This is a genomic window from Galbibacter marinus (genome assembly GCF_000300875.1).
GTDB classification, from domain to species: Bacteria; Bacteroidota; Bacteroidia; order Flavobacteriales; family Flavobacteriaceae; genus Galbibacter; species Galbibacter marinus.
This window is the reverse complement of the sequence record NZ_AMSG01000003.1, coordinates 125,793-140,724: the sequence shown is the minus strand read 5'-3', so window position 1 is coordinate 140,724 and position 14,932 is coordinate 125,793. Positions and strand designations below refer to the sequence as shown.

The 14,932-nt window shown below is 36.4% G+C and carries 10 protein-coding genes; 2 read left to right on the top strand and 8 right to left on the bottom strand.

All coding sequences use genetic code 11. The annotated features are described in order from the left end of the window. Window positions 1–13: 13 nt before the first annotated feature. The 6 genes from I215_RS04070 to I215_RS04045 all read right to left on the bottom strand — a co-directional run bounded on the left by I215_RS04070 (window position 14) and on the right by I215_RS04045 (window position 10,162). Window positions 14–421, bottom strand: a complete 408-nt coding sequence (locus tag I215_RS04070; protein ID WP_008990687.1) for a hypothetical protein — start codon at window positions 419–421, stop codon at window positions 14–16. 202 nt (window positions 422–623) lie between these two features. After that, window positions 624–2,414 (bottom strand): RagB/SusD family nutrient uptake outer membrane protein, encoded by a 1,791-nt coding sequence (locus tag I215_RS04065; RefSeq protein WP_040459835.1) that lies wholly within the window; start codon window positions 2,412–2,414, stop codon window positions 624–626. Window positions 2,415–2,440: 26 nt separating this feature from the next. After that, window positions 2,441–5,701, bottom strand: coding sequence for a SusC/RagA family TonB-linked outer membrane protein (locus I215_RS04060; protein WP_040459813.1), 3,261 nt, complete (start codon window positions 5,699–5,701; stop codon window positions 2,441–2,443). A 529-nt stretch (window positions 5,702–6,230) separates the two neighbouring features. Then, complete coding sequence (locus I215_RS04055) at window positions 6,231–8,507, bottom strand: transglycosylase domain-containing protein (RefSeq protein WP_008990684.1); 2,277 nt, start codon at window positions 8,505–8,507, stop codon at window positions 6,231–6,233. Window positions 8,508–8,658: 151 nt separating this feature from the next. Continuing rightward, window positions 8,659–9,522: a sigma-70 family RNA polymerase sigma factor gene (locus I215_RS04050; RefSeq protein ID WP_008990683.1), complete on the bottom strand. Its 864-nt coding sequence runs from the start codon at window positions 9,520–9,522 to the stop codon at window positions 8,659–8,661. 211 nt (window positions 9,523–9,733) lie between these two features. Further along, window positions 9,734–10,162: an FKBP-type peptidyl-prolyl cis-trans isomerase gene (locus I215_RS04045; RefSeq protein WP_008990682.1), complete on the bottom strand. Its 429-nt coding sequence runs from the start codon at window positions 10,160–10,162 to the stop codon at window positions 9,734–9,736. A 240-nt stretch (window positions 10,163–10,402) separates the two neighbouring features. Between I215_RS04045 and I215_RS04040 the strand changes: the two genes are divergently transcribed. Continuing rightward, window positions 10,403–11,908, top strand: a complete 1,506-nt coding sequence (locus I215_RS04040) for a DEAD/DEAH box helicase (protein WP_008990681.1) — start codon at window positions 10,403–10,405, stop codon at window positions 11,906–11,908. A 127-nt stretch (window positions 11,909–12,035) separates the two neighbouring features. On the opposite strand, the gene I215_RS04035 is transcribed toward I215_RS04040, so the two are convergent. Beyond that, window positions 12,036–13,094 (bottom strand): vWA domain-containing protein, encoded by a 1,059-nt coding sequence (locus tag I215_RS04035; protein WP_040459811.1) that lies wholly within the window; start codon window positions 13,092–13,094, stop codon window positions 12,036–12,038. 104 nt (window positions 13,095–13,198) lie between these two features. Then, the gene (locus I215_RS04030) at window positions 13,199–13,816 is read right to left on the bottom strand and encodes an alpha-ketoglutarate-dependent dioxygenase AlkB family protein (RefSeq protein WP_008990679.1); all 618 of its coding nucleotides are present in this window, start codon (window positions 13,814–13,816) and stop codon (window positions 13,199–13,201) included. A gap of 162 nt (window positions 13,817–13,978) precedes the next feature. Here I215_RS04030 and I215_RS04025 point away from each other — a divergent pair, with 162 nt between their 5' ends. Continuing rightward, window positions 13,979–14,809 carry a CvfB family protein gene (locus tag I215_RS04025; protein WP_008990678.1) on the top strand — a complete coding sequence of 277 codons (831 nt, stop codon included), beginning with the start codon at window positions 13,979–13,981 and terminating at the stop codon, window positions 14,807–14,809. The last annotated feature ends 123 nt before the right edge of the window (window positions 14,810–14,932 follow it).

The following is a 14,932-nucleotide window of genomic DNA, read 5'->3' as shown; positions in this document are numbered from 1 at the left end:
TCTGTAGTCTTATTTAAATGCAAACCTCTAACTCTATAAGTTGTACCTGATCTTTTAATGATTCTACAACCAAATTCATCATTCTTTTGTTCAGAGCAGAGGAATCTTCAATATAAACCAAATACTCATCGACAGTAAATTGGCCGATGATCATTCCCTTTAAAGAATTCCTAAATTTGATGTCTTTTTGGATTGCATTTTCAATGTAAAGAAATCGCTTTTCTAATTCCAATGTAAAGTAAACACCTTTGTGTTTGTTTGCATAATTTTTAAAAGCTTCTACTAATAAATAGTTTTGTAATTTAATTACTGGTCGGAGTGTAACGTTTTGAAATCGCTCATTGTCACTCATTGAATCGTAAACTGTTTCTTGTGGAATTTCAGGGCGTACACGTAGTAAATCCACTGTTCGAGTATCCATAATAAAAGAAGTTTTATTAAAGGTAAGGATATTAACAGTCCTAAAAATCTAAGTCCGAAATACTTTTCAACTAGGTTATAAACATTTATCATTTAAAAGGTAAGCAGGAAATAGGGGAGTAACAGAAACAATGAAGGCCTTCGAAATTGATTTCGAAGACCTTCATGTTCAATGTAATAAGTATTAGTTTTGAAGGAGATTTTTAATAATTTGGATTTTGGGTAAGGGTTGGTTCGCCTGTTTCATCAACACTTAAATCAATTTGTGCCTGAGGAATAGGGTAGTACTCACTTCTTCCAGGAATAAACTTACCTCCCCGAACATCGGTCGTAATACTTCCTTGATAAGCGAAGTAGTCATTGAGAGTCTGCTCTGCAATTCCCCAACGAACTAGGTCAAAGAAACGATGTCCTTCCATAGCTAATTCAAGCTTTCTCTCAAAGTAAATAGCATCAAGTGCATCCTGAGTTGATCCAAATTGAGCTGCTGTGTATTCTGAAATCACATAATCGGCAGCAGTTGTTGTGGTATCAAATCCATCCATTGGATTCGAAGGATCTCTATACTCATACAAGAATCCATCTGGATTAGAAGCTCTTCTACGTACTCTATTTACATATTCCATAGCAAGTGGTAGACTTCCAGCTTGAGCTTCTGCTTCAGCTGCCATAAGAAGTACATCAGCAAAACGGATAATGTGAACATTTATAGCAGTACCTGGTGCCCAAGAACTTTGATCTGCAAATTTATCTTGTGTGGCCTGCCAGTAGATATTCTTCTTAGGGGCATAAGGTCCACCATATGCCTGATCTCTTACCCAAGAAGCACCTGGGTGATCTCCCCAATCGTGAAAAGGTATACCACGTCTACCTACCGTCCAGTCCAACCGAGGATCAAAGGTACCAGTGTCAGGAGTAAAGGCATCATCAGAAGAAACACCCATATCATTCTTCACAGGATCGTCGTTATAATTATATAAATCAGGAAGCCCTGTTGTAGGATCTGTTTTATAGGAATTAACAAGATCTTGAGTTGGTTGGTAGAACCCACAGCATCTAAATGGACTGTTATAAGGGAAATTCAACATTCCACCTTGATTAGAACTTGATATAGATCCAGTACCATCGTTGGCAACCATCTGAATATCAAAGACAGTTTCTGCATTGTTTTCTGTAGCTGCATCAAAGTTGTCTCTAAAAAGAGGAATAAGATCATATTTTACTCCAGCTGAATTTACCCCTTGATTGATTACTGTGGTAAAGATTTCTTTAGCCTCAGTAAATTTATGTTGGTATAGGTAAGTTTTACCTAAATACGCAGCTGCTGCCCATTTATTGGCTCTTGCAAATTCGCTTTGAACAGCTGGAAGGTTCTCATAAGCAAACTGAAAATCAGCCTCAATCATAGGCCAGATATCCACGTCGTTAGGCGTTTTGGGATCCTCAGTTGTCTCATCAATCCAAGGCACCATATTAAACATTTTTTTGAGTTCAAAATAATAATGACCTCTTAAAAACCTTGCTTCTCCGAGAATTACAGCCTTTTGAGCCTCAGGAATATCCTCAGCTTGTACACAATAGAGGATGGTGTTATTACAACGGTTTATACCCTCATAGGTTGCTTTCCATTTTGTATTGAAAAAACCATTAGAGGCATCGGTGGAGAACTTAGCTATCGGGTCAATTGCAGGTTGGTCACCCCCAAAACTTCCTTTACTGGCAATACCTCCCGCAACGGTTCCATAAATCCAGTTATCAGGAGAGGATTCCCATGGCCCTCCGCCACCTAAGGCAGATGCGTCTGGGCCTTGTCCATCTAGAGCTCCATAGGCTCCAATTAGAAGGGCATTTACCCCGGTTTGTGTGGCTACTGGTTCCTCAGGTAAGGCACCTGTTGTGGGCTGGTCCAAGAAACTATCAGCACAGGAACTTAGCAGTGCCGTAAGCATTAACAATGCTGCAGGAAAGCGCCATGTTTGTTTTATAAATTTCATATATTTTATATTTTTCAATTTCATCTTTAGAATATTACGTTAAGTCCAAATAATAACTGTCTTTGATTTGGGTAAGCCCCTTCATCAATACCAAAGTTCACACTACCACCAGATATTTCTGGATCTAATCCAGAGTAAGAGGTGAAAGTAAATGGATTTACCACCTGAGCGTAAATTCTTAGTTTAGAGAGCTTTATTTTGTCTAACAAATCAGAGGAAAGAGAATATCCGAGTTGCATTTGTCTTACTCTTAAATAAGATCCATCTTCAACAAAATACGAGTTTGGTACGTTTGCAGTACTGAAAGAACCAGTGGTCTCCTGAATTGGTGCGCTAGCATTGGTGTTTGTTGGAGTCCAAGAATCATACAGTGCAGTATGACTTTTCGCACCTTGGAAGGAACTGTAGAAATCTGTCCACCAACGAACGTTGTTCCAAATATCATTTCCTTGTGATCCATACATAAACATGCTAAAGTCCCAATTTTTATACAGTAACTCCACATTTAATCCATAAGTGAAATCTGGATTTGGATTACCTAAAAATGTTCTATCCTCATCAGTAACTCGACCATCACCGTTGACATCCTTATAACGGAATCTACCAACTGCAACATCATTTTGGTAAGTTGCATTAGGATTTCCGGTAGCAGATGCTGCTGAAGCGTTCGCTTGATTAATCTCATCTGTAGAATCCCAGAATCCATCGATTTGGTATCCAAAGAATTCACTCACTGCATGTCCTTCAGCGTTACGGATAATAGTACTACCATTAAAGCGACGTCCTTCAAGATCAAAGTACTGTAGTTCGTCTGTAATTTTTACGATTTCGTTATCGTAAGTAGTGAAGGTCACAGTAGTATTAAGTCTTAAATCGTCCGTTAAGTTGAAAAAAGTAGAAACATCAATATCCACCCCGCTATTTTTCATCTCACCTACGTTTATATATGGTACTGTTGCGGTACCAATGGTAGCAGGAAGATTAGGATTGTAAAGTAGATCTTCTACTGTTTTTTTATAATAATCCACAGTAAGTTGTACAGTATGATTAAACAAACTAGCATCAATACCAATGTTTGAGTTGATGTTTTTCTCCCATTCTGCTTGTGGATTTCCTAAGCGCGATCTTGAGAAACCTTCGGAAGTACTTGAATTAGTAGCTCCAATGGCATAGTAGGAGGTCTGCTGGTTTCCTAAGAAAGTAGTGAAGGAGTTTTGAGGATCTACATTTAACTGATTACCCATCACACCATATCCTCCACGAACTTTAAGGTTGTCTAACCAACTTGTTTCTGGAAAGAAACTTTCATTGGTAATATTCCATCCAGCACTCACCGCAGGGAACCATCCGTACTGGTTTTCCAAAAACCTTGAAGACCCATCACGACGAATCGTTGCACTTAGCAAATATCGATCACTAAAATTATAGTCAACACGACCAAAGACCGAGGCCAATTGGTCTTGATATTGGAAACTGTAATTAGTTTGTGTTCCTGAACCAGTATCTAGATTTACATAATTTGGATCAAAATTGAAATATTGCTGAGTCGAACCTCCAACTTCTCTACCTTTATTTTGATAAGCCTCAGTACCTAAGAGTACAGTAATATTGTGCTTGTCATTAAATGAATTTTGGTATTGTACTGTATTTGTCCAAGTCCAATTAAAGTTGGTAGCCGAAGCTTCATTATACTGATTAACGGTGAGGTTTTCAGCATTTTCATATTCTGGAAATTGAAAAGAATTAAAGCTGTTGCTAAAATACTGACCACCAAAATTGGTTCTGAAAGTGAAATGCTTCAAGAAATCAATTTCTAGGAAAATATTACCGAATAATCGTGAAGAAACACCGCGGTTGTTTCGCGTACGGTCCATAATAGCAACTGGGTTCTTCGCATTACCTAAACCACTACCAAAGGAACCTGCATAGTTTCCCATGATATCATAAACTGGGATAATAGGCTGATTTCTAAAAGCGAATCCAATACCACTACCTTCAGTAAGTGCATCGATTTGTGGATTATCTCGAATGGTGAAACTAATATTTTCACCGATTCTTACATTGTCACTTATATTATAAGTGGAGTTAGCACGAATACTGTAACGTTTTAGGTAAGTGTTAATTAAAGTACCTTCTTGGTTGTAGTAGTTTAAAGAAAACAAATGACTACCTCGTTCACCTCCGCTACTAACAGATAGGTTGTGACTTTGAATGCTCGCGGGACTAAAGATTTCTTGGAACCAGTTTGTACCTTCTTTGTTAGCGCGTACAATACGATAGAAATCACCAACATCTGAAGAATTGGTATAATTAGGATTCACATTATACAGCGCCTCATTTACTGAATTTGCACCAACTGGTGCGATATAGTTAGGGAGCACCGGAGTAGCACCATTTCCATATTGATCGCTACTAGGAGCATCACCTGGATTTGTGTTGCGTTGAGCCATCCAATTTAGATTTGCCATCTCCTGAGAACTTAGGATGTTCCATGGGTTTCCACTTTGTACCATTTGAACACCATAATAAGAGTCATAGGTAACTTTGAGTTTACCTTTACCTTTTTTGGTGGTAATAATAATTACCCCGTTTGCTGCTCTAGAACCATAGATAGAAGCCGATGCCGCATCCTTAAGTACCTGCATGGTTTCGATATCATTTGGATTTAGATCCTGAATTCCATCTGTTGGAATACCATCCACAACATAAAGAGGCGTGTTGTTACCAAAGGTATTAGCACCACGAATCTTTACCTGGGGAGCTTCACCAGGTTGCCCACCTCCTGTGATGGTTACCCCAGAAACTCGCCCTTGCAACTGATTGGTAACGTCAGCTACGGGTTGTTGGGTTAGTTCATCGGCATCCACAACGGAGACAGCACCTGTTAGATCAGATTTTCTCTGTGTACCATAACCAACTACTACAATTTCATCCAATGCGGTGACATCTGCTGAAAGTGTAACATTGATTTCGGTTTGTTGTCCCACTTGAACTTCTTGATCCTTAAAACCAATATAAGAAAAGACAAGTGTGGAGCCTGGAGCTACGGAAATAGTATAATTACCGTCGAAATCGGTAGTTGTACCATTTGAACTCCCTTTTTCAATAACATTTGCTCCTGGAATAGGAGTGCCGGTTTCTGCATCTAATACAGTACCAGTAATTTGCTGTTGGCTAGCTGTTAAATGAATTGAAATTCCCTCGGTCGCATTCATGCTCACTGTACAAAACAGTGCCAGAATCAACGGGGAAAATAGCTTGTTGAATGTTGTTAAATAGTTTTTCACACATTTAATTTTGGTTAAACAAATAGTTAGTCAATTATGTTAATGAATTCATAATTACGTTAAAAATAGCCAAAATTATATCGAAACATAAATAAGTGTTCTAAAAATTTATGGTATAAACATTACGAGTTATGATTAAATGTGAATTTAACAATAATTAATAAGCTATATATGTAAAATCTACACTTAAAGATTTTAGACAATATTTTTACATCTATTATATCCTAAATTAATATTGGTACTGCCGATCCATTGGAAGTTTAAAAGAAAAATATAGATTTATTTTTCAAATAAGGAAGTGATATCATCTATCCTTTTAGTTGTAGTATTAAGTCTAAATTCGACATGGGTAAAATCGTAACAACGATTATTAGTGACCTCATAAAAAAGTTAATAATTACCACAAAATCACCTTCTGAAGTCACAAATTTTTATGGTATAAACATCAGTTTTGGACTAAAAAAATTCTAATTTTCACTAAGATGGGCAGAAAAGTAAATCCAAAAACGCATTTAGGGTAATAAAAGGATTATTTAGAGGATGTTTTTGACTTAAACTTCCTGCTTTTCGTTTTGTCAGGGTTGCTGAATAATCGCTTAAAAAAGCCATCTCTTTTTTCTGGATTACAGTCTAGACTCTCTAGTACTTCTTTGGAGGTTGGCTCGAAACGAGCTTTAGTATAGGTACCTAATTCAGTTGCTTTATTCATTTTTTGCATCCAACGTCCAAATATGGGAAGTGCTGCGTTGGCTCCTTGTCCCATTCCGGTGGATTTGAACCCAATTTGATGATTGTTCAAACCGACCCAGGTGACACTCACTAAGTTTGGTGTGAGACCGACAAACCAAGCATCTTTATTGTTTTGTGTGGTACCCGTCTTTCCAGCCAATTCATTTTTTAATCCAAATGTACTTCGAAGCCGTTGTGCTGTACCTTCATTAATTGTAGTTTTCATCATTTCAAGTACAACTTCCCGTGTGGTTTCAGAAATCGCGGGTTCTTTTTCGGTGTCATCTTGTTCAATTGTCTTATTTTCAAATAAGATGTCGCCGTTATCATCCTCAATTTTGGTTATAAATTTTGGTGTTGCTGGGATGCCATGATTTAAATAGGTTGAATATGCGATGGCGAGTTCCATGACAGTGAGCTCTGCGGTACCCAGTGCCAATGATGGAACCTCCGGTAGGGTAGAGCTTATACCCATCTTTTGAGCCTGTAGTATGGTGTTTTGAATTCCTGCCTCTTCTAAAACCTTGACTGCAATAGTGTTAATAGACCTACTTAATGCATACTCCATGGAGTAATTGAGATAATCCCCTTGTTCTTTATCCGAAGCATTCTTTGGAGTCCACCCCTTTAAATTTTTATATTCTACCTCTTGTAAGGAAAAGTAGGTGCATGGATCTAAACCATTTTCAATAGCTGTGGTGTATACAATGGGTTTAAAGGTAGATCCCACTTGTCGCTTACTTTGAATAACATGATCGTATTTAAAGTGTTTGTAATCAATTCCTCCAATCCACACCTTTAGGGCCCCATCTGCAGGGTTTAAAGCCACAAAACCACAGTTGAGTAGTTTCATGTAATGTTGGATACTATCAATACTACTGACATTCTTTTTCTGTTCACCTTTCCATGAGAAAAGTTCTATTTCCTTCTTCTTGTTAAGGGAATCCATCACTGCCACCTCACTTAAACCTTGTTTAATAAGGTTTTTATAGGCCGGTGATTTTTTAACCTCTTCTTCTATTAATGCTTGGTTGATGAGCCAAGGTGCACTTTCACCATAACTTTCTTCGAACTGCTCTTGCAATGTTCCAAGGTGCTCCTTCATGGCCTGTTCAGCCAATTTCTGCATTTGATAGTTGATTGTTGTGTGGATTTTAAGACCGTCGGTATAAACATTAATGGTGCTGTCCTTGTTTTGGTTGTAATCTCGAAGCCAATTTTTTAAATACAATCGAACATGCTCTCTAAAATAGGGTGCTAAGCCATCATTATAGCTGTACTGTTGAATGTCTAAAGTTATAGAATCCTTGGCTAATGTATCGTAAACCCCTTTGTCTAGATAGCCATAATTTTTCATTTGACTTAATACCACGTTTCGACGTTGCATGCTACGCTGGGGAAAAAGTTTTGGGTTATAATAGTACGTGGCTTTTAAAGAGCCTATTAAGGTAGCACCTTGTGATGTGGTTAACTCAGATGTAGAGCTATTGAAAAAATGCTTAGCAGCACTCTCTATTCCAAAGGTGTTATCACTAAAAGGTACAGTATTTAAATAATGTAGCAGTATTTCATTTTTAGAATATACCTTTTCCAATCGCTTAGCAATTATGGTTTCTCTAATTTTATGAACGACAATACCTAAAGAGCCTAGGTTTTTACGAGGAAATAAATTTTTAGCCAACTGCTGACTTATAGTACTTCCTCCACCAGAGGAATCATCTTGAAGCAAAATGGACTTTATCAGCACTCGAAAAAGGCTACGCACATCAACACCGTTATGCTCATAAAAACGGGCGTCTTCTGTGGCTACCAACGCATCTATTAAATGTTGAGGAATGCTATCAAATGGAATAGGTTGACGATCATTAATATATAATTTACCTAGGAGTTCACCATCCTGGGATAGAATTTCTGTTGCCTGTTCTAAATCCAAATTAGAAAGTTCATCCTTAGAAGGGATGTGTCCCCATAATCCGAAATAGATTGAACCGTAAAACATAAAAAGCAGGCAACAAAAACCTGCTATTGAAATTAAAATTACTTTTTTGTGTTTATTGATAAAGTTTTTTATTCTCATAATATACAAACAAACGAATTTTAAAGTACCTACTTGTTAAATCACCATTAAAATTTATGTGATTCAATTCTAAAAATCAGAGGTTCGAATGTTACAAGTATTTACGGAAAAAAAACCCGTATGGTTTATACGGGTTTAAATTTTCTAGTCATTATCCTAGATATGTTTTTAAAATCTTACTTCTGGTATTATGACGTAACCTACGAATGCCTTTTTCTCTAATTTGACGTACGCGTTCCCTGGTTAAATCGAACACCTCTCCAATTTCTTCAAGGGTCATGGGTTGTTGATTTCCAATACCATAATTTAATCGTATAACATCGGCTTCTCTAGAGGTAAGGGTATCTAGGGCGCGACTTATTTCAATATGAAGAGAATCGTGCATTAAACTTTTATCTGGATTAGGTGATTCACCCGATCGTACAACATCATATAGGTTGGATGTTTCTCCTTCCTTAAGTGGAGCATCCATAGAAAGATGTCTTCCAGAATTACGCATAGATTCCTTTACATCTTTAATTGTCATATCGAGTTCCTTAGCAATTTCTTCTGCCGAAGGTGCTCTCTCATGCTCTTGTTCTAGAAAGGAGTATGCTTTGTTTATTTTATTTATAGAGCCAATTTTATTCAGTGGTAAACGAACAATTCTAGATTGTTCTGCTAATGCTTGAAGTATAGACTGACGAATCCACCATACGGCATAGGAAATGAATTTAAATCCACGAGTTTCATCAAATCGTTTAGCCGCTTTGACAAGTCCTAAATTTCCTTCATTAATTAAATCTGGTAATTTTAATCCTTGATTTTGATACTGTTTGGCCACAGAAACCACAAAACGTAAGTTGGCCTTGGTTAACTGTTCTAAGGCCAATTGGTCTCCAGCTTTAATTCGTTGAGCAAGTTCTACTTCTTGATCAGCAGTAATCATATCAATCTTACTGATATCCTGTAGGTATTTGTCAAGAGATTTGGATTCTCGGTTGGTAACCTGCTTTATAATCTTAAGCTGTCTCATGTATTTTTTTCTATAAATTGTTACTCAGCTAGCATTAATACGTATTTTTTATTAGAAATGCAAGTAAAACAGGGTAATAGTGAAATAGAGGCTTGAATTTTAGTCTTTTTTTAAGAGTATTACTCAAACGTTAATTTTTATTTAAGAATTGGGAACAAAAAAGCCTGAGAATATAATTATTTTCAGGCTTTTTATATGTTCGATAAAGAAATTATTTAATTTCCAATACCTCTATATCAAAAATTAAATCTTTCCCCGCTAATGGATGGTTTGCATCCACAACAATACTTTCTGGTTTTACCTCAGAAACTACTAGTTGGATCTCACGTCCATCCGGTGTTCTTGAGACTAATCCCATCCCTTTTTCAGGCTTTATATCTTCAGGTAATTCTTTTTTTGGTATTTCTTGGAATAATTCATCTTGAACCTGACCATAGGCTTCGGCAGATGGAATGTGAATCGTCTTTTTTTGATGAACCGACATGTCTAAAATTCCGTTTTCAAACCCTGGAATTAATTGACCTTGACCTAAAGTGAACTCTAATGGCTCTCTCTCAAGCGAACTGTCAAAAACTTGACCGTCTTCCAATTTTCCAGTGTAATGTACTTTTACTGTGTCGTTTTCTTTTACTTGACTCATAAATTTACTTTTGTTGTTTTTTGCCTATTACTATAGGCTTCTATGAACTTTAAGCTGCTAAACTAAAAGAATTATGTGGATTGACCATAACAATTATGTTAAGGATTGTATAAACCCTTAATATTCAGGTATAAATACCAAGTTTCTTAGATTTTCGTTAATCTGTGGTTATTATTTCACTATAAGGATAAAACTGACTAAATTTGCACGTTTAACCAATTACCTTACAGAAATAGGTGTATGATAGCAACGGAAGAAGAAGAAAAAAAAGAATTATACGATTATCAAAAGGGAGCCATTGATGAAATATTCAATCGAATAGAGAATCAACCTCCCAATTACCATTTATTATATCAACTACCCACCGGGGGAGGTAAAACAGTTATTTTCTCTGAGATTGTTAGAAGATATCTCGAGCAGTACGATAAAAAAGTTGTGGTGCTTACTCATAGAATTGAACTTAGCAAACAAACCTCCAAGATGCTTAAGGGGTTTAATGTGAATAACAAAGTCATTAATAGCAAGGTTAAAGACCTACCAGATCAAGACCAATACATGTGTTTTGTAGCCATGGTTGAAACCTTAAAGAATAGACTTAACGACAATAAGCTAGAGATCGATAATATTGGATTGGTAATTATCGATGAGGCGCATTATAATTCCTTTCGAAAATTATTGTCTTACTTTAAAAATAGCTTCATTTTAGGAGTTACTGCCACACCGCTTAGTTCAAATATCAAACTTCCGATGAAGGACAACTACAATGAACTAATAATAGGCGAAGCTATTCAGACCTTGATTCATAAAGGCTTCTTAGCTAAGGCTCATACCTATTCGTATGATGTAGGATTGGGAAGTTTAAAGGTAGGTATTAATGGGGACTATACGGTAAAATCATCCGAGGCTTTATACACAAATTTGGATATGCAGGAGAAGTTGCTTTACGCCTATGAAGAAAAGGCTAAAGGGACTAAAACGCTAATATTTAATAATGGTATCAACACCTCTTGGTATGTGTATGAAATGTTTAGAGAGGCTGGATACCCCGTTAGACATCTCGATAACACCCATAGTAATAAAGAGCGAAAGGAGATTTTAAAATGGTTCAAGAATACACCGGATGCAATTTTGAGTTCAGTTAGTATTCTAACCACTGGATTTGATGAACCTTCAGTGGAGACTATTATATTAAATAGAGCTACTCGTTCTTTGACCTTATACTTTCAGATGATAGGTAGGGGATCTCGGGTTTTACCCAATAAAAATAATTTCACTGTTTTGGATCTTGGTAACAATGTGGCAAGGTTCGGACTATGGAGCCAACCTGTTGACTGGCAGCACATTTTTAAATATCCTGATTTTTACCTTGAAAACATCAAGGATGACGAGGAGATAGAAAGTCATTTTGTATATGAGATGCCCAAGGAATTACGAGCCAAATTTGCCAAAAGTGAAGAGGTTACTTTTGATATCGAAACGGCCTATGATGAGATCATAAAAAAAGGCCAAAAATCAAAAACTATCTTAGATAGATCACTAGACCAACACACGCAAATGTGCGTGGTAAACAGTGAAGATGCATATGAGGCTCGAATGCTGGCCTTGGAATTAAAGGATGATATTCAAAGCAGAATAAAGCGTTATTCCATGTGTATTAGTAAGAGTACTAAAAACTACAGGGATTGGTTGGCAGAGGATTATTTCCGTAAACTACGTATGAATATCGTTAAAGAATATCAGTCATAAAAACTATTAAAGTTTTATGATCAATACCATGGTTTTAAGGAATAGATCAATTAAAAAAAGTGCTTTCTACAATGTATCTAGAAAGCACTTTTTTTATGGCTCTTAAGTATAACCTTTGAAAATTTAATTATTCACAACCGCCAGTAAATCCAGTAGCATCGAATTGTGTTTGAACCGATCCCTGATTTTCACCTTGAATGGCTTGGATGACTAGGAGGTTTTTACCACTTCTTTTTGGGCTGCAATACTCAAATAAATAGAAGCTGTTTGCTTGACCTTCTACATCTTCTGAGATTTCTTCAAACGTGTCTTCTAACTCTTCTTTGTTTGCAGCATAAGCACTCCCGTTTTTTCCAATTTGGTTTAGGATGTTTGTCTCTATTTCAGAACCTAATCCAATGGAGAAAAAGGAGATGTTCTCATCTGCATTTTTCACCTTGTTTATGGCAGCATTTTTGCTATATCGCGCAGCTTGATCTGTACCATCTGTAAATATAACAACAGAAGCTGCAGCTAGAACCTCCTCTTTTTTATTCTCCTCCAAGATAGCAGTTGCAGAATCTGTAGCCTTAATAACTGCCCCATACAAATCCGTTGAAGGGTCATTACTAATATTGTTTGTTATTCCTTCTATAGCTGTTATTAATTGAGTCCTGTCAGTAGTCAGAGGATTTAATTCATGTAATACATCTTCGCCATCAAACCAATAAACACCCATTTTAAATTCTTCACTTGGCGTGGAAGGCATCACTTGCTCAATAAAACTAGTACTTGCAAGTTTTAATTCTTCCAAACTAGTACTTAAAACACTGTTACTTAAATCTAGGACTAAAAGTGTATTGGTATTAAAAATTTGAGATTTTGAAGAAATTCTTCCGTTAGATTCGGAGGCAGAAATAGGCTTATAACAGTTGTCGTTCGAGCCTTTTTCAAAAATTTTAAAGTTGTTTGCCGATAGTCCAGCAACTGGGTGATTACCATCCTTTGTGGTCACTTTGAAAAACACGGAAACTTTCCCTGGTAATGTGGTATAATGATCCTGAATTTTTAAAGTTAATTGGTCAGCACCAAGTCCAAGACAATCATCCACAATAGGACCTGAATTAAAGTCATCATCCGAAGACCCACAGCTGCTCAGTAGAAACAGCATACAGAATAAACTGAAAAATAAGTTGATAAATTTCATTTGAAATAATTTATTTGAGTTTTTACACTAGTTATTTAACGGTAGATGGTAACATAAAGTATGCCAAGGTGTCAATAATTGTTAAACTACAAAACCCTCGCTTGTTATGATTTACTGCTATCAATGGTGCGAAAAGTTAGATTAATTCTAGGGGTTTGAACCTTTTTAGTTGGAGGAAGCCGGTGAAGCCAGTGTTGTTGAGTTTCCCCTTTCATTATTAAAAGACTTCCAGAAGGTAAGTATAAGGCTCGCTTTTCTTTGGTGGCTTTATGTTTAAAGGCAAACTTTCGATTAGCACCGAAACTAAGAGATGCAATTGCTCCATTTTTCTTTAAATCCTTTTCAGCATCACTGTGCCAAGCCATACTTTGGCTGCCATCATGGTAAAGATTTAAAAGACAAGAATTAAAACTTTCACCTGAAGTTGATTCAACTAAAGTTTTAAGTTCTAATAATTCTTTGGTCCATGGCAGGGCAGTTTTAGTGGTATTAGAATAGGAGTATGGGAAGTTGCGATCCCCATACCAGGCAACTTCTCTTTTAGTGGTTATAAGTTTTCCAAAAATAATCGCTTGATCATTTTGCCATGCAATAGAATCCATTAAAATCTGAAAATATTGATCTGCAAGTTTGTGGTCCATAATGGAGCCGTAATAGTTTACCATACCCTGGTAAGGAAGTAGGTTTTCAGTTGGGTCGTTTAATTGGCTAAATAGATCCATATTTCATTGCTATTATAATTCCAAAGGTATTATAATAAATTTTGTATTGAATACCGAATCTTGCGCTTTAGCTTGGTGTATTCTAATGGGTAAACCACCGATTTATTGCGTTATTTCACTTTAAATGCGTTCCTTTGCAGACTGTTTTATAACTTGAGCTCTATGATACATATCGGCGAATATAATACCTTGGAAATTTTACGAGAAACATCCGTTGGGATTTTCCTTGGAGATGATTCTGGAAATGATGTTTTACTACCAAATAAATACGTACCCAAAGAATTTGAAATTGGGCAAAGCATAACGGTGTTCTGCTATCTAGATCATGAGGAGCGTCCTGTAGCAACTACCCTAAAACCAAAAGTAGTCAAAGGAGAATTTGCGCTTTTAAAGGTAGTAGAGGTAAACAATATTGGTGCATTTTTAGACTGGGGTTTAGAGAAGCATCTCTTTGTTCCTTTTCGTGAACAAGCGCGTAAAATGGAACAAGGTAAATGGTATCTGGTATATGTGTATGAAGACGAGCAGACCAAGAGGTTGGTAGCATCAAGTAAAACGAATCAATTTGTTTCAAATGAAAATGTAGAACTTGTCTTTAATGATCAAGTTCAAATTATCGTTTCTCGATTCACTGATATGGGAGTGGAGGTAATTATTAATAACAAGTATAAAGGCTTGATTTATAATGATGAACTTTTCGAGCCACTAAAATTAGGTAGCTTGCACCTAGGATACATTAAAAAGATTAGAGAGGATCAGAAAATTGACATAAGTCTAAAGCCTCAAGGTTATAAAGCTATTCAGCCCGCCTCTCAAAAGATACTCGATCAGTTAAAGGACAATAATGGGTACTTAGCCCTTGGAGATAAGAGTGATCCTGAGCTTATCAAAATGACTCTAAATTTGAGCAAAAAGAGTTTTAAAAAGGCCATTGGAGCGCTTTACAAGGAAAAATTAATTTCCATAGACCCGGATGGTATTCGTCTGAAATAAATGGTAGTTTAAATGTAAAATTACGATCAAAATCCAATTTTTAGTGATTCATGCCAAAATCTTCACTTTAAAGTTAGTTTTGAATCGTATATCTTCATATTTTTGATAAAAATAGAAAAACCA